This window comes from Maribacter sp. 4G9, assembly GCF_002742265.1.
In the GTDB taxonomy this organism is placed as follows: Bacteria; Bacteroidota; Bacteroidia; order Flavobacteriales; family Flavobacteriaceae; genus Maribacter.
This window is the reverse complement of the sequence record NZ_MDGL01000123.1, coordinates 68,561-89,141: the sequence shown is the minus strand read 5'-3', so window position 1 is coordinate 89,141 and position 20,581 is coordinate 68,561. Positions and strand designations below refer to the sequence as shown.

Sequence of the window (20,581 nt, the reverse complement as noted above, 5' to 3'; positions counted from 1 at the left end):
TTACCGTTCAAGTCGATTCACCTATAGGTGAACCCAAGTCGCTACATTCTCGCCAAAGGCTCCAATTCCCGCGCCTTGGGATTCGTAAATCATCGCTGCTCTTTTCCAGATTACATCGGTCGAAGGATATGGAAACCATTTTTGCCAAAAACGCAGCTACGGCTCAGCTACTGGACATTTTAGGACGCTTTATAGAATCTGGTCGACCTATTTTACTCCTAATACTGTGGATACCTCAATAGACAGCCAAAGCGTGGCCATATCTACAAACATAACAAGGTTAAAAATATTCCAAACTAGATATATAACCGAATCATCGTTTATGGTTTTCACTATATTTCCTTAAAATTCGCCGAACTCCACATAGCGCGGCGTTATGCCGCATTATGAAAAACATCTAGCCTTCAAAAAAACAATATGAACTTAGGAACATTTTTCTCATCTGAATTGATTCTTGAAAACGAGTCAATTTTATTGCGCCCTTTATCCATTAATGATATTGAAAAAATAGAATCTATAAGCTACAACACGGAACTCGGAGAGTTTGGGGCAAGGGTAAAAAACAGAAATGATTTAATGGATTACTTTGACTTTTGTCTAAATTCAAAAAAAGAAAAAGAAATATATCCGCTATTAATTACAAGTAAAGAAAATGATAATCCAATTGGAATCACAATGTTTGGAAATATTAGCTTTCCTAACAAAAGATTAGAGATAGGTTGGACATGGATTGGTAAAAAATTTCAAGGAACTGGTATTAATAAACTATGTAAAGGGCTACTTTTAGATTATTGCTTTGACAAGTTAAAACTAAGAAGAGTTGAATTTAAAATAGACATAAAAAATATAAAATCTCAAAAGGCGATAGAAAAAATTGGAGCCGTTAAAGAAGGGCTATTAAGAAATTACAACATCCAATCATATGGGGAAAGTAAAGGAACTTATGTTTATAGTATTCTTAAAGAAGAATGGAAAAAGCCATAAACAATACTATAAAAAGATGAAAACCAAAATATCAATTCCTACAGCGATAGTGCTTCTGCTATTTATAACTAATTCTTTTGGACAGTCAAAAGACATCGAAATAAAGAATTTTCTGGACAATTTAAGCCCCAATAATTTTTCAGGAACAATTTTAGTTGCAAATAATGATACAATAATTGAGAAGAGAGCTTTTGGTCTTGCCAGTATAGAATATGGAATTCCCAACAAAGTGGACACAAAGTTTAATATCGCTTCCATTACTAAAATGATAACAGCGGTAGCAACCTTACAACTTTACGAAAATGATAAAGTTGGACTAAAGAATTCTATAGGTGAATATTTACCTGATTATCCTAATAAGCTCGTCAGGGATTCCGTAACAATACACCAACTTTTGACGCATACATCTGGAAATAACAACTTTTATGTGGGCGACTTCTTGCAAGAGGAAAAATCGAAATACAAGAATATATCAGATTTTGTCCCTTTGTTTGCTAATGACACCTTATTGTCTAATCCAGGCACAAAATACGATTATAGTGCATCTGGTTTTGTGATTCTAGGTCTTATTATTGAAAAAGTTAGCGGACAGAATTATTATGACTATGTGAGACAAAACATTTTCAAACCAGCAGAAATGGAAAATACGGGGGAGTTGGAAATCGATTCCGTCATACAAAACAAAGCTAGTGGATACACGACTTTTTTTGGAGAAAGCGAATTTCCAAAAAGAAACGAATATTACCTTTCAAAAGCATCGCCAGCAGGATTCCATTATTCTACGGCCGAAGATTTATTTAAATTCTCGAAAGCCCTGAGAAACGGTAAATTATTAAAAAAATCAACTGCCGAATTAATGTTCGAGCCCAAAGTAAAAGGCTATAATACAAATTTGGGATATGGTATAGACATCGATTTGCGTTATAACCAAACCATTCAAGGGCATAGCGGAGGTTGGTATGGTGTTCGAGGGGAACTTATGGATTTCATGAAAGACAACTATACCGTTGTGATTTTATCCAATATTGACGATGATGGAAAAACAGGTGCTTCAGCCGTGACTAATTTCTTTAAAGAATTGATAGCGGAAAAACGGGTCGAAAAATAACGTGGCATAACAAAGAACTGAGTTGATAAATGAAACCACAGATTCTTGTTTCGTGAATTCTTTATCTAGATCTCCTAATAAAAGCATTTTTTCGAGCCAAATCCAATAACTCCTTTTTGGAAAAGAAAATAGCACGGCCTATTTGATAATAGGGCACTATTTTTTTCTTTTTCCAGCTAATCAATGAGGTAACTGAGATGCCCAAGAATTTGGCCGCTTCCTGTTGGGTGAGTCTATCGTCCTCAGGATTAATGGACGTCTCATTAATCAATTCCGTTTTGCGAAGTTCTTCCAGGACCATTTTTACGGTTCTCTTCAAATCTTCCTTTGTGTGCGTGTAAAAAAGTACATTTCCCATATGTAGTGTATTTAAGCCGGATGAAAAAGCCGGATACCTAAATTGGGGACAAATTGGAAAAACTTGGTTGCACTAAAAGAATCAGTGCATTAATCCTTTCAAACGTCCAACATACAGGGATACTTGAGCATAATCCAATTTTTGATGGTGCAATTAATTGTCAATCCTTAGGATGGAACGAACCCGTCTTCTAATGATATCATCGGGAAATAGATGGTGTTCAGCACTTGGGATTCGTATCAAGGAACTGTAACTAAAGCCATCCTTGCCATTTTTTTCATGGATATCATCATCAAGCGTACGGATAATCCGGGTCTTGTTGCTTACCAAATAATTCTTATCGGATAGGTAGAGCAATAATTTCGTAAAGTCCTTGGCATGTTCCGACGGAATAAACGTCATTGGTTTGTATCCAAAGTTGTTCACTGTTCGTTTGGAATAATCCGTTTTATCATCATACTCATAGGAAAAGCTACGATATATGAAACTCTCTAAAGCCCTATCCCTTTCTTCGTCGATTCTTAACTTTATATATGAAAAAAATTCGAGTAAGGCCTTTTTCAACTTTAATTGCGACCCATTTTTTGAAATTATGATTTGATATGGGTATGATTCCTCTTTTTCTATTTTTACCTCCTTGTTCAAATCCGATAATTTGAGGTTTTTCAACCATTTTCTATATTCATAGGAATTGACCAATGGAGGTGATAGCGACTTCAATGTCCTAATGCCTGTTTCCTTATCCTCGACAATGAGTGCCCTTTTCTTGTAAAGGGAAGTGAAATCCTGAAAATACCGGTCCTTGATTAGTTGTTGAAGTTCGTCCAACAAAAACAATATCCTGGCCTTTAAAAGTGGAAAATACTTTTTGTCATGAAGCGAGTCCAAGACCAATCTTTTCCATTGCTCGAAACCCACCATTAAAGGCAACACCATTACTTCCCTTGTCATAAATGCCATCGGAAGGGACTGTTTCGATTTGCCCAAAAACATCTTTTTAATTTTTTCCCCTACCTTACAAAGACATTCATCCAAAGACAGTTTTAAGGAGTTTACTTCCCTTTCTACCTTCACACGAAGGTAATTGATGGCATGACCATAGAAGGGAAGCGAATTCTCATTGGGAAAGTCGTAGACAGGAAAGCAAAGCCGTTCCTCCAGGGACATCAAATGCAACAAACGTTCATAATCGACTTCAGGTTCGATTAGACATCCCTTGGCCCTATAATGAAACAAAAATCGACCAAACGAATCCATGGAGTCCACCTCGTCCTGCAAAAATTTGATGGTTCCATAACCCATTCGGAAGAATTTTATGCAATCCTTTCCGAATCTGTCGGGCAGTAACTGTCCCTCTACTGGTTCATTGTAAACGCCGACCTCCCTAGGTTCAGTTGGGAGGTATTTTTTGGGTTTCAGGGCAGAAAAATCAAATATTATGTCCAAGTTGGCCAATAGGATATCGTCCTTGATATTCTCCAATAACCATCCTAATAAATGATAGTACTGATAGGGACTAAGATTTTTAATCTTTATTCTGGTGAACTCCTTGAATTCTTTGGTCTGGAAATCACTGAAGAAAAACAGAATAATCGAATCGAAGGATTCTTCTATATTTAGGCTATGATTCATTTATTTCCACCTTGCCCCAGGTGTTGTCCATCTCACTTTTCTTTAAATCCTCAGCTATTTTGACATAACGCCTAAAACTTTCCTCTTTTCGATGGCCCGTAATATTCCTAACCACCATTTCTTTCATGCCCAGCACCAGACTATTTGTAACAAAGGTCTTACGCGCCGTATGACTCGTTATAAGCTTCCACTTGGGTAATGTCTTATCCAAACGTTTTTTTCCTATAAATCTTGTGATCGACGTGGGCTCGTTGATTTTTGCAAATCGACAACATTCTTTTAAATGCAAATTGAATCGGACATCCGAAATAATGGGTAGAGGCTCATAAACGGTGTCTTTGTATTTATCCAGAATCTCCTTAGCGAAACGATTTAATGGTATTTTATGCGCTATAGTTTTTGTTTTCTTAATGTTCATTAGAAGATAATCCTCGTGAATATGGGACACGCTCAACTGACTTAAATCCGAATAGCGTAAGCCTGTAAAACACCCAAAACAATACGTATCCCTTGTATGCTCCAGTCTTCGATTGTGAAATTCGTATTGATACAATCTCATAAGTTCATCCATTGTAAGATACACCACCTCAATTTCCTGCTCAGGGGCTTTGAACTTTTTATACAATAGATTCTCGTGATAACCTCGCTCATGTGACCAATTCATAAAGGTTTTCAGTACAGATATCAACTTTGAAAAATAATTATTTAGCGTTTGTCTTTCCTCAAATGCGTAATCCCTAAATTTTTCGAAAAAATCTAAATTGATTTTATCAAAGGTTAACTCATACCCCGTAAATTCCGAAAAATCTTTATAAAAATTCAAAGCCGTTCCATATCTACGTAGTGTACCGTCCGTCTTTACATTTTTCCCTTTTTGAATAAATTCATGGAATGACGGAAAAAATTCGTGAGAAAGGTTTATTTCAGAATCAAAACTTAATTTATTTGTCACATAATCCTTGGAAGGATGGATAGCGTTCAACATCATATATCTGAATAGCTTCTTGACCTTTGTATCAAGTTCGTCAAGTTGCTTGTTGTATTCGATATGGTAGTTATAAGGTTCTCGCTTCCCATTGGCTTTAACCCTTTGCTCTCTTTCCTTCCAATCCTTTTGTAGGACCCTTATTCCCTTCATATTGACTCTTATACGTTCTCCGTTAAAAGTCAAAACCATACGAACGGGCATCTGTCCAGCTTTATTGGCTTTATCCTTTCTTAAATGAAATGTTAGTTGCATCTTTTTTCAATTGAATATAAGTAGATAAAAGAGGGGGCAAAAAGGGGGGCAAAATCAGGAGTAAATTACAAAAAAAAGAGATTCACTCCAATTCTATGAACGCAATAGTACCAGTATATAGACGGTAAAGAGGGCTTAATTAAATTTTAAATTATAAGTACTCCTGTCGAGGTCACTAAACGGGATTTTTCACAAATTAAGTGAAAATTCCCGTTTTTTGTTTCTTCAAAACCCTTTGATAATGAGGAGATTTCAGCAAATATTTCGTTGACCCGAAAAGTTTGAACAAGCTTGTTTTGAAGTCATACTCAATCCCGTCGGGGAACACCATATACTGTATTGCCCTTTTAGTTTCCAGATTACCTAACCCATAATATAACGAGGTTACAAGCATAACGAAGAACCAGTTTTACCTATTCTTTATGGTTTGAACATATATGCCGCTGTTCTCCAATGTCATTTTCACTTCCCTTTGTCTGGCCTTATATTCTTTGGTCAATCTTGGTTTATCGTCTATTACCACTTGATTTTCATTAATTAAGGTGTCATAGGTCAAGAGGTTTAGATTCTCATCGCCTATTATAAAACTACGAATTGATTTTACATTCTTTATGGAGCTTTTTATTTGCCTCTCACTAAACAGAACAGTTTTAGTCAAAGAAAACGGGCGAACACATGTTCAATTTTAAAAAAGTATTTGCTTTCAATATGACCAAAGCATTCGAAACCTCAAATTGTATTTTCTATAAAACTGTTTGAGTACGGCATCCGTGTCCAAGAAATGTCGGGTAAAATGGGTATCGGTAAGGCAATATTTTTTGATTGGAAGAAAAAACATGATAGCCTTGGTATCTTGGAACTGCCTAGGTTGAATAATACAAAGTCGGAATAAATTGGAACAAGATATAACTGGACGTCTCCAAGCCAAAAAAACTATCAATTATACAATTATAGACAACCTCAAGGTTTCGTACAGGAACGAACGAACACCAAATGGTTCATTTACCATGCAGACGATTAGGGAAATCGAAATATGGAGAGCTTATCACAACAGCACTATACCACACATTTCATTGGAAAAAAAATTTATGGAATGATCAAAATCATCCCAAATCCCAAATTACGACCTGCCCCATTAATTACAGATGGTAAGGACTTGGCTAAGAGAATAACCATATTAATCGATTTATATTCACTTAAAACTGAAAACCAAAAAAATAACCCAAAACTGAATCGTTGTTTTAATCTGATTACTTGCGGCTTATTTTATCTTATAACTCAATTTGAAACGCATTTCATTTTCGACCGAAATATTGAAAAAACATTTTATGACCTTACCGATCTATATGCTCTGATATCGCTTTTAATTCGCTGTCCAATGCCACATCCTTCGTTCTGTAGAGAATAATTTCGTTCTTTGAAGAAGTCTGAAGTGCCACATTCTCCAATTTCAAAATCTCCACATCATCAAATATAAAGGCAGGCCTATAGTCCTTATCATCCAAAACCAAATTGATGTCCTTAAAAGAAATTCCTTTGACATGACGTACATAAAACGCCCAAGATGGCAACTCCCCGAACATATGGAATTCAGGGTAGTCCTTTTCCTTTTCCGGCACTTGATCTAATCTACTCAAGGGCACATAGGCCATACCTTTTGAAGCTCTTCCAGGATAGGTGATTTCAATCCGTTCCAAGCGCACATTTTCAACCTTGTTGTTGGTAAGGCCTGTTATGGAAGATGGAAAGGTATTATGAAAAAAGTCTACTTCAGGTCCGCGCATATCATAGTTAATATCCGGTCTGCCAAATGGCACTTGAACTTTCATGTCTGTAATCTGAATGTTTTTAACAGTGCCGGGACGTTCCCCGTCCCTATGTCCCAAACGAATGAATATGGCATTGCCCGTATTCCGGGCTTCTACATTTCGTATGGTTATGTTTTCAATATCACCCCCATCTACGGCCTCCAAGGCAATAGCAGAACGAAAGGTATCATAGATGTTGATATTTTCAATGGTTACGTTCTTAAAGCCACCATACGAAGCTGTACCAAATTTTATGGCACTGGCACTAGAGCGAATAGTACAGTCCGAAATATGGATATTGTCATTGAAATAACCGGGATAGTACGATTTCAAACAAATGCCGTCATCAGCGGAGTTGACATCACAACCAGTGATGCGCACATTCTTGGAATCGGTTATATCTATTCCATCATTGTTCCAATAGGCCCTGTTAAAGATTTTGAGATTGTTTAGGGCCAAATCATCGCACAGTTCAAAAGTAAGCCCCCAACAGGCACCGTTCTTAATCTCCAAATCAGCTACCAGCACTTCGTTACAACTTGAAAAATTGAACAATTTGGGTCTTACGGTTTCATTGGGCCGCATTCTACGATAATTGTACTTGGGATCAATTTGTATTTTGGCATGGTGTAAGCTATCTATGTTAAGGGCTAAAGCCCTACCTTGTCCATCGATTGTCCCTTTTCCCGTTACAGAAATGTTGTTCGCTTTATAGGCCAGAAGCAAGGCCAATAAAGAGTTATCATCAGCCTTTGGGGACAAAGGTTTTCCCGGCGTATCCAATACCTTGTAATCATTAGGGTCTGTACTTCCCAAAAGCACCGCACCTTCTTCCAGATAAAGATGTACTTTACTTTTTAATTCAAGGCTTCCGGTTAGGTATGTTCCTTTTGGAACAATAACCTTTCCCCCATTTTTTCCCTTATGGGCCGCATCAATAGCACACTGTATGGCCATGGTATTTAAAGTGTTTCCATTGCCCTTGGCCCCATAGTCCTTGATATTGTGAATATCCTTGTTCTTGAAATTCTGCGTGTATCCTAGTTGATAAAAACAAAGAACATAAAGAAAAATCATTCTTATAACCTGCTGTGATATGTTAAGATCATTCATTTGGGACATTAGCCTTTTTATTCCCTTATTGGTTTCAAAAGTTGTTTTCATAAAGCACTATTTTTTTAATGGCACTTGATCAAATAACATCATGGCCTCCATGGTCTCCATTTCATAACGCTATAAATAAAGGTCCTTCCTTGGAAAAATTCGCGATATACCTTTTTTGGGGGTAACGTTTCTATTGAACCTTTCCTTGACCTATCTGGCCAATATTCACTCAAAGATGCTGAAAAACGAGGTAACATGTGATACCGTTAATGCAAACCTTTGCAATACTTTGAGAGCGCAGCGGTATCATTTATGCTACTTTTATGAAATAGAAGGAGGACATCAACTCATTAGAATATACGGTGAACTTTTTTAAGAAAAATATTTGTTCCATGCTGTTTGTGCTAGGTGCACTAGGGTCGTCTTGCACGATAAACAGGGAACTAATTAAAAATGAAACGCAAATAGCCGTCATTGCCGATGCCCATCTTCAAAACGTCTATGGCCAACTGGAAGATAATGCTTACAGTGGGGTGGTAAATCCTAAAAATGGTAAATACGCCTTTATTAGGACCATGCAGTCTCAATTACAATCTACCAGGATTTTCAATGAGAATTATTTCGCTTTTCTGGCGGCCTTGGAAGACATCGTAGCTAGAAACATTAAATACGTCTTACTTCCTGGTGATTTTTCCGATGATGGCCAGCCCCTGCATATAAGAGGACTCAAAGAAATTTTGGACAAATATACCCAGGAATATGGCCTTACCTTTTTACTGATTACAGGGAATCATGATGTTGTCTATCCGTATGACCATGAAGACGGAAAAAGAGACTTTCTGGGTCAGTGTGGAAAACCACAAACCATTGCCTCTAACGCTAGTTTTGTGGAAAACGGTGAACCTGGGGAACTGCCCATAGTAATCTCCAAAGACCTCCAAAATTTGGGCTATGGGGAAATAACTCGTCTTTTAAAGGCTCATGGCTTTTTTCCAAAAAAGGAATACCACTACTGGGCCACCCCATTTTCTAAGTATTCTTATGAAGAATACACCTTCAATGCCGCAAAAGCAGGGGCCACACTTGAACAAAGAAGCTATAGAATCCCCCACAACAACGCCGCCTTGCCTGATGTTAGTTATGTAGTGGAGCCCGTAGAAGGTATTTGGCTACTTGCACTGGATGCAAATACCTACCTCCAGAAAGAAATGCCTAATGCCGATAGTGTTGATCAAATTGAATATAAAAACAATGGCCAAGGTCTGGACAATCTCCTTACACACAAAAAATATCTTGTGGAATGGATTGAAAAGCTAGCTATCTCAGCCAAAAAACATCATAAAACCTTAATTGCCTTTAGCCATTACCCTATGTCCGACTTTAATAATGGTGCTACCCAACATATTAACAACCTATTGGTTGGCAGTAAGATGCAATTAAAAAGAGTTCCTAACCCTACACTGGCCACCACTCTTGCGGATGCAGGGCTGCAACTACACTTGGGAGGGCATATGCACCTAAATGATACTGGTATTAGCACCTCCAAAAAAGGCAATACCCTCGTTAACATACAAACCCCTTCTTTGGCCGCCTATATGCCCGCTTACAAAATACTTAAAATGGTTAACCCGGATAAAATACAGGTAAAAACAGTGGTGATTGATTCCGTACCCCGATACAATGAATTTTTTGACCTCTATAAAAAAGAATACCAACAATTGATGACCATAGGGGACAGTACCTTATGGAATAAGGACGTTTTGAAGTCTACAGGCTACAAAGACCTTATGAACTGGCACCTAAAGGAATTGGTGCGGTTGCGTTTTCTTCCTTCGGAATGGCCTCCAGTCTTTGCCAATTTTCTCAAGAATCTCTCGGGCAAAGAACTGGTATTGCTTTCCCAATCAAATAATTCGGGTTCCCTAACGGAGCAATTAAAGAACATCAGGGAAACAGGTCAAGCACAGGTATTCCTTAATTCCTCTGAAAAAAAAGAGGGACAACCCAAACCTATATTGCTTACATCTTTTGAAACCTGGTCCGGAGAGGATCTGGTAGTGGACCTATATAAACTTCGCAGTGCCGATCAGCTGGCCTTTAACGATATTGGCCCAGAGCGGTTGCAACACTATAAACTCATTTGTGATTCATTTTTAAACAAAGAAGACGCCGGGGAAACCTCAGACCCCATGAAAAGGAATATGGTGGAACTTATGTACATACTAAAAAAATTTATGGCAGGAGAACCGTCCATAGATTTTGAGATCCATCTAGAAACAGGCCAAATAAAATCGCTATACGATTGTGAAAACCGATCTCATTAATTTCTTCCATTCCACTAAATCCATGTGCAATTTATGGCTTATCCTATTCTTAGCGGCACAACTGTTTTATCCACAACAGAAACAGGCCGTAGACTACATAAACCCCCTCATAGAAACCTTGGTAAAAGGCTTTGCCTAAGGGAAGAATGGTGGTTGCACCATACCCTGTGTTGGAACACCACTTGCCTTGACCAATTTCGTGGCCCAAACAAGGGGGAATAAGATCAGCTGAGTGCCCTATTATGAAGATGCCCAAATAATTTTAAATAGGCTTAAGAATATACTAGAGTTCTATTTGTGCGAAAACGGGGCAGTGGTCAGACAAGTATAAATTGTTCAACATTTCCGCAAAAACCGCATAACGGTGCACTTTGGCTACCTTTCTAACAAAAATATAGTCTATTACCTTCCTTTCTACAAAAGGCCGATTATCAAAACCACAGGTTGTCCATTCTGGGCCATAGCTAAGGTCCGCCAAAGTACTTGTATTTTGTAAATTGATTTTGTCTACCGGTTCTAATAAGGTCTGTATACCTTCGGATACTGGGGTTAGGTTAAAATCGCCCGTTAAGATTAGGGATAAGTCCCCTCCCATTTCTATTGCCTTTTGCTTCAAAAGTTTGGCACTCTCTATCCTAGCAACATCACCCCTATGGTCAAAATGGGTATTCATGAATATAAATTTCCTCTGGGTCTTTTTATCCGTGAAAATGGCCCAAGTGGCTATTCGTTCCAAATCGGCATCCCATCCCTTACTTACTTCATTGGGTGTCTCACTTAGCCAGAAGGTTCCGCTTTTTATAACCTTAAACCTATTTTTTCTATAGAAGATGGGAGCGTATTCGCCTTTTGTGGCCCCGTCTTCACGACCCACGCCAATAGTTTCATATTGTGAAAGGTTTTCTTTTAGGAAATTCAGTTGGCCAACCAATACTTCCTGCATGCCTATGACGTCCAAATCATAAAAATTGATCATCCGTACAACATTGTTTTTCCTGTAGTGCCAATTTTGTGGACCATCTTCCGGATTGTCATATCGTATATTAAATGACATAGCATTGATTACTTTTTTCTTTTGCGCAAAAGACGTACTAATGGAAAAGGTTATCAACACGGACAACCATGTCCAAACCAAGTTTTTAGGCATCATCCTAAGGTTTTCTTATTAGGGTTTTCTTGTTTTTAGACCGTAGCGGATTGTTCTACCTCGGAAATTTTTACAGGTCGGTTCTGCTTTAAAGATTGCAATGCGGCCAAACCTATTTTTAAGGATTGGAGACCATCATTGCCGTCTACGGGCATTGGAGTTCCAATTTCTAGGCCTTTTATAAAATCTTGCATCTCGGTCTTGTAGGCCTCTTGATATCGCTCTAGGAAAAAGTGTAAGGGCAGTGCAGCATGTATGCCCTCTTTGTTATAGAGTTTGTGCGAATCGTGAAAATTATTGTTGGATTGCACCATACCCTTAGAGCCAAAAACTTCCACCCGTTGGTCATAGCCATAAGAGGCTTCCCTACTATTGTCTATTACGGCCATGGTGCCATCAGTATAGGTTAGGGTAACCACGGCCGTATCAATATCACCTACTTCACCAATGGCAGGATCTACCAAAACGGCCCCTTTGGCGTACACCTCGGCAACCTCCTTTTCCACAACGTACCGTGCCATATCAAAATCATGTATGGTCATATCCAAAAACAGCCCACCTGACTTTTCTATATAGCTCACAGGCGGAGCCCCTGGATCGCGACTGGTAATTTTTACTAAATGCGGATTGCCAACAGCTCCATTTTTTACGAGCTCGTGTACTTTTCTAAATTCTTTATCAAACCTTCTATTAAAGCCCAACATCAGCTTTACTTTATGTTTTTGAACGACATCCAGGACGTCCTTTATACGGTTCAGGGAAAGATCCAGGGGTTTTTCACAGAAGATGTGCTTTCCCGCTTTGGCGGAAAACGCAACAAAATCAGCATGGGTGTCAGTAGGTGAACAAATCACCACGGCGTCTAAGGGAACCATATTTACCATGGCCTCAAAATCTGTATTGGTATAGGCTATTCCCTTATCAATGGCATATTGCAGGCTAGCACTGTCTGGGTCGGTAGCACCCACTACCTCAACATTTGGAATTTGTAAGAGATTGTCCAAATGGATTTTTCCAATTCTTCCTAAGCCGGCAATACCTAATCTAATTTTTGTCATTTTCGCTATAATTTTACAATCCCAACGTATTTATATATGTGCGGTTTGCTTGGGCACTTTTCTTAGGGGCCCCCATACCCGGAAGAATATCTTGCTCCACCACGATCCAATCATCGTAACCAATGGCCTTAAGACGCTCCACAATGCCCTCAAAGTTAACATTGCCCTTGCCTAGCTCACTGAACACGCCTTTACTTAATGCGTCAAAATAGTCCCCACCAACTTCTTGTGAACGCTTTGCCGCATTGGAATCAAAATCTTTAAAATGCACATGCCATATTCGTTGTGCATACTTGTCCAATGCCTTTAAAGGGTCTCCCCCACCAAATGCATAATGCCCCATATCCAAACAAAGCCCTATTAGTTCCGGATTGGTTAAGGAAAGAAAGGTGTCTATTTCCTCTGGCGTTTCCACATAACCAGCACAATGATGATGGAACACGGTTCTGAGTCCGAAAGTATCTTTTACAGCTTTGGCCAACTTTTCGGCACCTTCGGCAAAAACTTTCCATTGCGCTGTATTTAATCCCATTTCAGGGGTGATTCTACCTGCGTTTTTTGTGCGCTGGCTATTGGATGCATTATCATCTGCCAAAACAATAAAAGCGGTATCGTACCCAGCACTGTGCATGAGTTCAGCGACTCTTAAGGCTTCCCTTATACCCTCTTCGTGGGCAGCTCTATTGACCAAAGCCACAGGCACAAAGGCCCCTAACAACTCCAAGTTGCGTTTTTGAATTTCTTCTCTGAGCTTTTTTGGGTCTGTAGGCATGAATCCCCAGTCACCAAGTTCAGTACCCGTATACCCCGTTTCCTTGATTTCATCCAGAACCTGGGCAAAGCCGATGGCTTCAGATTTATTCTCCAAATCAAATTCCAGGGCACCCCATGAACAAGGCGCATTTGCTATTTTGATCATACTTCTTTTTTTAAAACTTCCTGGACCAAATGTTTGGCCACCTTTCAATAATTACTTTTGTCTGCGTAAAAAATTCTATAGCATGTTTACCTTGCCCGTGTAGGTCTCCAAAGAAACTGTCCTTCCATCCGCTAAAAGGAAATTGTGCCATTGGTGCCGCAACACCAATGTTGATGCCTATATTTCCGGCATCTGCTTCGTTTCTGAACTTTCTTGCAGATGCCCCGCTGCTCGTGAACAAACAGGCCATGTTCCCATAATTTCCAGTATTTACGAAGGCAAGGGCCTCATCAATATCCTTCATGGAAATTAAGCTCATTACGGGTCCAAATATCTCTGTTCGGATCAGTTCTTTGTCCAAAGCCACATTTTCTAAAATTGTGGGCGCAATAAAATTTCCTTTTTCGAAGCCAGATACTTTTGTATTTCTACCATCCAACAAGACCTTTGCCCCCTCATTTATCCCCATCTGGATCAAACCCTCAATTCTGCTTTTACTTTCTGGTGTAATGACAGGTCCCATGTTAACATTCTCTTGCCAGCCATAACCGGTTGTTCTTGATTTGACGGTTTCAAAAAGAGCTTCCTTGATCTCCCTTTTTTCATCATTGACGGTGATGATGGTAGAGGCCGCCAAACAACGCTGGCCCGCACATCCATAGACAGAATCTGCGATAATAGTACTTGACATCTCAATATCAGCATCCGGTAAAACGATTACAGGATTTTTAGCCCCACCCTGCGCTTGCACTCGTTTACCATTGGCGGTCCCTTTGGAGTAAATATATCTTGCAACGGGCGTGCTACCTACAAAACTAATCGCTTTTATCTGAGGATGTTCTAGAAGGGCATCTACACTATCTTTTCCTCCATGTACTAAACTTATCAATCCTTTGGGAACATCCAATTGATCCAAAAATTCAAAGATTTTCATCATGGTCATGGGTACCTTTTCCGAAGGTTTAACTATAAAGGCGTTGCCCGTTGCAATGGCATATGGCAAAAACCAAAATACGATCATACTTGGAAAGTTAAAAGGAGTAATACAGCCTACGACCCCCAAAGGTTGCCGAACCATCATTTCGTCTATTCCCGTAGCTATGTCTTCAATCACATCGCCTGCCATAAGCATGGGTGTACCACAGGCCACCTCAACATTTTCAATGGCCCTTTGTATCTCACCAAAAGATTCACCTTTGGTCTTGCCACTCTCATCTGTAATGATCTTCGCCAAAGTTTCCTTATTGTCTTCCAATAGCGATTTCAATTTATATAGCACTTGTACACGCTTCATCACAGGTACATTACGCCACTCAGAATAGGCACTTTGTGCCGCACTAACAGCTTGGGAAACATCAATTTTAGTATCGGTACCATAAGGTACTTTTGCCATGACTTCTTGATTGGCAGGATTGACCACGTCTACTGTTTCCTTTGATGCACTAACTTGCCAACTTCCGTTGATATAATTTTTTAAAACGTTCATTCCGTTACATGATTTTTGATTAACTTTTTTTTATCCACTATTTCCCAGCAACACATATATCAATACCGTTACCACGCACAGGGCTATGGACATGGGTTTGGTGTATTTCCATGTTGTTAAATTCACCGCGCCAACATCCGTAACCTCGTATAAATTTTTCTTAGGGAAAAAATAGGAAACACTATACATTATAGCCACATTTAGCACAAATTCAATACCCCAAAGGTGCACAAAATGAATACCGTGACCCGTATATCCCCAAGTCATGAACATATAAAAAAAGAGTCCAAAGATGAGGGCCACCTTTGCGCCCATTGCCGATACTTTTTTCATAAAAAATCCGGCGAGTAGAATAGATGCAATGGGTATAAAAAAGATACCGTTCAACTCTTGGAGTAATTGATACAGCCCATCTGAAGCATTCGCCACCATTGGCGCGGTAAATATGGCTACTAGAGCCAAAATAGCCGAGGTAGCCTTTCCTATCTTTACCAATTTGGCGTCCGCTATATTCTTATTGAAGTGCTTTTTTACGATATCCACACTGAACAAGGTAGCTACAGAATTCAATACCGAATTGAAGGTACTCAATACCGCTCCCATAATTACCGCTGCAAAGAAGCCAATCAACCAAACGGGAAGTACCTTTTTTACCAATTGTGGATATACGGAATCTTGTTGGTCATAAAAGGTATCCTGGAAATAGAAATAACAAATAACCCCCGGCAGTACAATGATCAAGGGAATCAATATTTTAAAAAGCCCGGTCAAAAGTAATCCTTTTTGTGCCTCCTTTAAGTTCCTAGCACCAAGTGCCCTTTGAATAATCGTCTGGTTCATGCCCCAGAAATAAAGCTGATTGATTATGAGTCCCGTAAAAAGTACTTCGAAGGGCAACACCGAATCTGGTGCACCTACTACATTAAATTTCTCTGGAGCAAACTCGTATACCTTTCTCATTCCATCAAAAATATTGTTATCACCAATGGCCATGAGGGCGAGTATGGGAATTAACAATCCTCCAAGCAAAAGGCCAAATCCATTAATGGTATCTGAAAAGGCAACTGCCTTTAAACCCCCAAAAATGGCATAAATGGAACCTATTGCACCAATGACCACCACCGTTACCCAAAGACCCTCTGTCTTGCTGATCCCTAATACTTCAGAGATTCCAAAAAGACTTTCGAGTCCAATGGCCCCAGAATACAGAACAATGGGCAAAAGGGTTACCACAAAAGAAACAATCAATATTGCAGATACCAACGTCCTTGTTTGGGCATCAAAACGATTTTCTAAAAATTGAGGAATCGTGGTCAGTCCCATTTTTAGATATTTAGGAACGAAAAAAATGGCGGCAATAACCAACGCAATGGAGGATGTAACCTCCCAAGCAATTACGATAAAACCGTTTACATAGGAGTTACCATTCATACCGATAAGGTGTTCCGAGGAAATGTTGGTCAATAACATGGATCCCGCAATAACACCTCCGGTAAGACTTCTACCACCCAAAAAATAACCTTCAGAGGAGCCCAAATTAGTTTTGCGCAAGCTATACCAAGTAAATGCGGCAACGCCTCCGGTAAAGAGAATGAACGAAGCAAGAATAATCATTAGATCGGTATCCATTTTAAGTTCCTTTTAGAGATAATACTTTTGTGACTTCTTGTTCGCCATATAGGTCTTGTAAGATTCCTGTACGGCCGTCTTTTCAGAAACTTCGGCTACGGCTACATCCCACCAAGCAAATCCGGGCACTCCTTTTTTTCGATCTACTTCAATATATATTAGTGTAGTATGCTCTATGGTTTTGGCTTTTTCAAGAGCAGCTTTCAACTCTTCCACGTTCTTGGCCTTTATGACATAGGCGCCCATGCTAGATGCATTGGCAGCATAATCAATGGGTAAAAGACTACCATCCAGTTGATTGGTTTCCTCATTGCGATATCGGTAGTAGGTTCCGAAGCCCTCACTGCCCAAAGAGGCGGAAAGTCCACCTATACTGGAATACCCATCATTATTCAGTAGAATAATGGTCAATTTTTGTCTTTCTTGAATGGAAGTAACGATTTCTTGGGACATCATGAGATAACTGCCATCACCTACCAATACGTACACTTCACTATCCGGCCTGGCCATTTTTGCTCCCAAACCGCCGGCAATTTCATAGCCCATGGTAGAATAGCCATACTCTAAATGGAATCCTTTAGGATTTCTGGTACGCCAAAGTTTATGCAAGTCACCAGGCAGGCTTCCTGCGGCACATACCATAATATCCTCGGCATTTGAAAAGGAATTTACCGCACCTATAACCTCCCCTTGGAAAGCGGGTACTTCATTTCTTTCTGTATATATTTCTGAAACAAAACCATCCCAGTTTGAGTTCAACTCTACTACCTTTTTTTGATACTCGGCATCTACCATAAAATCACCTAGTTTATCATCTATTTGCTCGAGTATTGCCTTTGCATCCCCTACAAGGGGCAATGCACCGTGTTTAAAAGAATCAAATTCGGTAACGTTTATGTTGATGAACCTTACCTCTGGATTTTGAAAGGCCGATTTGGAAATGGTTGTAAAATCACTGTATCTCGTACCCAGGCCAATGACCACATCAGCTTCCTGTGCAATTTCGATGGCACCCGGTGTTCCCGTAACACCCATGGCCCCCAAATTTTGGGGTTCGTCATAATTAAGGGAGCCTTTCCCTGCAAAAGTTTCGGCAACGGGGATACCCGTTCTGTTGACCAACTTTTTAAGTACTTGGCTTGCGCCACTATAAATTGTGCCTCCACCAGCTACGATTAAAGGCTTTTTACTATTTTGAATAAGCGCAATCGCCTTCTCTAATAACGTTTGATCTGGCAAGGTCCTACCTACATGCCATACTTTTTTCTGAAACAAATGTTCGGGGAAATCAAAGGCCTCGGATTGTACGTCCTGTGGAATACTTAAAGTAACCGCTCCCGTTTCGGCCTGTGAGGTGAGCACACGCATCACTTCAGGTAAAGCGGTTATTAATTGTTCAGGACGGTTGATACGGTCCCAATATTTTGAAACCGGCTTGAAACAATCGTTTACCGATATATCCTGTGTTGCATTGGACTCCAATTGCTGCAATACTGGGGCAACGTGCCTTGTAGCAAAAATATCCCCAGGTATAAGCAATACGGGTATCCTATTGATAGTGGCAACAGCGGCACCGGTTACCATATTGGTTGCCCCGGGCCCTATGGATGTGGTACAGACAAAAGCCTGCATCCTATTTTTCACTTTGGCATATGCCGTTGCTGAATGTACCATAGACTGTTCATTACGTGCTACGTACAGAGGAAAATCTGGGTTTTGATGTAGCGCCTGACCTATGCCAGCCACGTTACCGTGACCCAAAATTCCAAAACAACCGGCAAAAAATCGTTGCTCAAGCCCATCCCGTTCCACATATTGGTTTTTCAAATACGAAATTGTAGCCTGTGCTACTGTTTTTCTAATCGTCCTCATAAAAAATCAATTTATAATCCTCCATTCCTTTCAATAATATCTTGGACTTGATCCAATGAGGGCATGAAATTGGCACACCCTCTTTGAGTAACCACGTGCGCCCCACTGGCATTACCCATTCTACATGACTTGTATAAATCCCATTCTTGTAGCAATCCGTAAAGGAAGCCACTTGCAAAGGCATCTCCCGCGCCCAAAACATTAAGGACCTCTACCGGAAATCCCGGAACGTCCTGTCTAAAGCCTTGCTGTTGATAAATACTGGCACCCTCTTTCCCTCGTTTAACGATTAAGGTCTCAATGCCTATGGACATGAGGCTTTCTATAGATGCATGAATATCCCCTTTGATTTCAGGGGCAGAAATCTGTTGGTCTTTAATGGTAACTTGGGTGGTATGTTGCATCGTGGCCGCCAAAATCTCCTCTTCCGTACCTATGGCAATCTTGACTTTGGGCAATATGGCCCGCATCGTTACGCCATAAGCCCTGTAGTCATGCCATTGATCGGCCCTAAAGTCTAAATCAAGGACCACATCGACCCCATTTTTAATGGCAACTTCAACCGCATAAAAGGTAGCGCTTCTAGAGGGTTCCATATTCATTGCCGTGCCGTTGATCAGCAAAACTTTATAGTCCGGTATCTGCGCCCGGTCCACATCATCTATATCCACATAACTATCGGCAGCATTGTCCCTGTAATAAACTAATGGGAATTTGTCTGGAGGCTCAATTCCCAAAACCACCGCGCTGCTCCTAGTGCCATTTTTAACGGGAATACATTGGGTATTCACCCCTTCTGTTTTTAAAAAATTCAAAATAAACTCCCCGACTTTATCGTTCCCTACGGCCGTTAATAGGCTTGTCTTTACCCCTAATCTAGCACAACCCACAGCTATGTTAAGGGGTGATCCACCCACAAAAGCGTCAAAGCCTTTTATATCATTGAATGCGGATCCAATATTTTGGGAATATAAATCTATGGAAGACCTCCCAAAAGTAATGACATCATATTTTTTAGTCATTGAGCATATTTTTTTAGTATTGGTTCATTTTTGCTGTTACCAAGGGTAGTCTTTTATCCTTAGCCGTCCATGAGTCATAAATCCATTCATGGTCCGGATCGGTTGTGTTGGCGAGGCACTGGTCAGTACCGGCCAAGAAATTAAGGTAATAACAGTGAAATCCATGTTCCGCAACTACAGGATGAAAGCCTTTTGGAATCATGACCACATCATTGTGTCGCGGCCTTACAATTTCATCCAAGGAACGGTCTTTAGTATATACCTGCTGTATGGCATAGCCGGCAGGTTTCTGAAATTTATAAAAATAGGTTTCTTCTTGTATGGGCTCTAAAACAGTTCCGTCCGCTGCCAAGATACGTTCATCATGTTTATGGGCCGGAAACGAGCTCCAATTACCAGAGGGGGTATACACTTCCCGTACGACCAAACTATTACAACCAAAACCTGGAGGCACCAAATCATTGAATTGGCGGGTGGCATTATCTCCCCCAAAAATGACAATAGGAGTTTCTTCTGGCGTTACGAACTTTGGTGCAAAGTCTTTCTCCGCTTGGCACCAACCGTATGCAAAATCAAGTTCCCCTCCCATTGCCGTTAACGTAAAAGCGGTATGCTTTGGTAAATACAAAGTGTGTGCAACACCACTAAAGACATCCCTTCGTCCATTTACGGTTTCCCAACTTCCTTTATCACTGTCTACTTTAAAATTTCCGCTCAACAGGACAATAACCATTTCATTATCCTTGGTATGATGTTCCCAAGTATCGTTTTGGTTCATTTTCCGAGCTTCAAAAGAAAGGTATTTCCAATTTGCGGATTGTGGTGTAATACTGTGGTAAACCTCGGAATCCTTTTTTGGTTTTACCAAAAGTGGTGATTCTTTGCTCATT

General features: G+C 40.0%; 17 protein-coding genes. 4 read left to right on the top strand and 13 right to left on the bottom strand.

The annotated features are described in order from the left end of the window. Nucleotides 1-417: 417 nt before the first annotated feature. The gene (locus BFP75_RS11750; protein WP_099545574.1) at nt 418-984 is read left to right on the top strand and encodes a GNAT family N-acetyltransferase; all 567 of its coding nucleotides are present in this window, start codon (nt 418-420) and stop codon (nt 982-984) included. Between the two features lie 16 nt (nt 985-1,000). Next, on the top strand, nt 1,001-2,092 hold the full coding sequence (locus BFP75_RS11745; protein WP_099545619.1) for a serine hydrolase domain-containing protein: 1,092 nt from the start codon (nt 1,001-1,003) through the stop codon (nt 2,090-2,092). A gap of 61 nt (nt 2,093-2,153) precedes the next feature. On the opposite strand, the gene BFP75_RS11740 is transcribed toward BFP75_RS11745, so the two are convergent. The 5 genes from BFP75_RS11740 to BFP75_RS11720 form a co-directional block, all read right to left on the bottom strand. Continuing rightward, nucleotides 2,154-2,450, bottom strand: coding sequence for a helix-turn-helix domain-containing protein (locus BFP75_RS11740; RefSeq protein ID WP_099545573.1), 297 nt, complete (start codon nt 2,448-2,450; stop codon nt 2,154-2,156). A 153-nt stretch (nt 2,451-2,603) separates the two neighbouring features. Then, on the bottom strand, nt 2,604-4,082 hold the full coding sequence (locus tag BFP75_RS11735; protein ID WP_099545572.1) for a hypothetical protein: 1,479 nt from the start codon (nt 4,080-4,082) through the stop codon (nt 2,604-2,606). Continuing rightward, on the bottom strand, nt 4,072-5,322 hold the full coding sequence (locus BFP75_RS11730) for a site-specific integrase (RefSeq protein ID WP_099545571.1): 1,251 nt from the start codon (nt 5,320-5,322) through the stop codon (nt 4,072-4,074). The genes BFP75_RS11735 and BFP75_RS11730 overlap by 11 nt, the downstream gene beginning before the upstream one ends. 409 nt (nt 5,323-5,731) lie before the next feature. Beyond that, nucleotides 5,732-5,980 carry a hypothetical protein gene (locus BFP75_RS11725; protein ID WP_099545570.1) on the bottom strand — a complete coding sequence of 83 codons (249 nt, stop codon included), beginning with the start codon at nt 5,978-5,980 and terminating at the stop codon, nt 5,732-5,734. A gap of 676 nt (nt 5,981-6,656) precedes the next feature. Further along, nucleotides 6,657-8,294 (bottom strand): glycoside hydrolase family 28 protein, encoded by a 1,638-nt coding sequence (locus BFP75_RS11720; protein ID WP_240531771.1) that lies wholly within the window; start codon nt 8,292-8,294, stop codon nt 6,657-6,659. Nucleotides 8,295-8,626: 332 nt separating this feature from the next. Between BFP75_RS11720 and BFP75_RS11715 the strand changes: the two genes are divergently transcribed. Then, complete coding sequence (locus BFP75_RS11715; protein WP_099545569.1) at nt 8,627-10,558, top strand: metallophosphoesterase family protein; 1,932 nt, start codon at nt 8,627-8,629, stop codon at nt 10,556-10,558. Next, the gene (locus BFP75_RS22135) at nt 10,539-10,697 is read left to right on the top strand and encodes a hypothetical protein (RefSeq protein ID WP_206073547.1); all 159 of its coding nucleotides are present in this window, start codon (nt 10,539-10,541) and stop codon (nt 10,695-10,697) included. The genes BFP75_RS11715 and BFP75_RS22135 overlap by 20 nt, the downstream gene beginning before the upstream one ends. Before the next feature lie 144 nt (nt 10,698-10,841). On the opposite strand, the gene BFP75_RS11710 is transcribed toward BFP75_RS22135, so the two are convergent. Genes BFP75_RS11710 through iolB form a run of 8 tightly spaced genes read right to left on the bottom strand, consistent with a single transcriptional unit; the run spans nt 10,842 to nt 20,580 of the window. Then, nucleotides 10,842-11,708 carry an endonuclease/exonuclease/phosphatase family protein gene (locus tag BFP75_RS11710; RefSeq protein ID WP_206073546.1) on the bottom strand — a complete coding sequence of 289 codons (867 nt, stop codon included), beginning with the start codon at nt 11,706-11,708 and terminating at the stop codon, nt 10,842-10,844. A 32-nt stretch (nt 11,709-11,740) separates the two neighbouring features. Beyond that, complete coding sequence (gene iolG, locus BFP75_RS11705) at nt 11,741-12,763, bottom strand: inositol 2-dehydrogenase (protein WP_099545567.1); 1,023 nt, start codon at nt 12,761-12,763, stop codon at nt 11,741-11,743. Between the two features lie 13 nt (nt 12,764-12,776). Beyond that, nucleotides 12,777-13,682, bottom strand: coding sequence for a sugar phosphate isomerase/epimerase family protein (locus tag BFP75_RS11700; RefSeq protein WP_099545617.1), 906 nt, complete (start codon nt 13,680-13,682; stop codon nt 12,777-12,779). A gap of 10 nt (nt 13,683-13,692) precedes the next feature. After that, nucleotides 13,693-15,168, bottom strand: a complete 1,476-nt coding sequence (locus tag BFP75_RS11695) for a CoA-acylating methylmalonate-semialdehyde dehydrogenase (protein WP_099545566.1) — start codon at nt 15,166-15,168, stop codon at nt 13,693-13,695. Between the two features lie 30 nt (nt 15,169-15,198). Continuing rightward, nucleotides 15,199-16,797: a solute:sodium symporter family transporter gene (locus BFP75_RS11690; RefSeq protein ID WP_240531770.1), complete on the bottom strand. Its 1,599-nt coding sequence runs from the start codon at nt 16,795-16,797 to the stop codon at nt 15,199-15,201. A 12-nt stretch (nt 16,798-16,809) separates the two neighbouring features. After that, nucleotides 16,810-18,669 carry a 3D-(3,5/4)-trihydroxycyclohexane-1,2-dione acylhydrolase (decyclizing) gene (iolD, locus tag BFP75_RS11685; protein ID WP_099545565.1) on the bottom strand — a complete coding sequence of 620 codons (1,860 nt, stop codon included), beginning with the start codon at nt 18,667-18,669 and terminating at the stop codon, nt 16,810-16,812. Between the two features lie 11 nt (nt 18,670-18,680). Beyond that, nucleotides 18,681-19,691: a 5-dehydro-2-deoxygluconokinase gene (iolC, locus tag BFP75_RS11680; RefSeq protein WP_099545564.1), complete on the bottom strand. Its 1,011-nt coding sequence runs from the start codon at nt 19,689-19,691 to the stop codon at nt 18,681-18,683. Between the two features lie 13 nt (nt 19,692-19,704). Continuing rightward, nucleotides 19,705-20,580, bottom strand: coding sequence for a 5-deoxy-glucuronate isomerase (gene iolB / locus BFP75_RS11675; RefSeq protein WP_099545563.1), 876 nt, complete (start codon nt 20,578-20,580; stop codon nt 19,705-19,707). Nucleotide 20,581 lies beyond the last annotated feature (1 nt).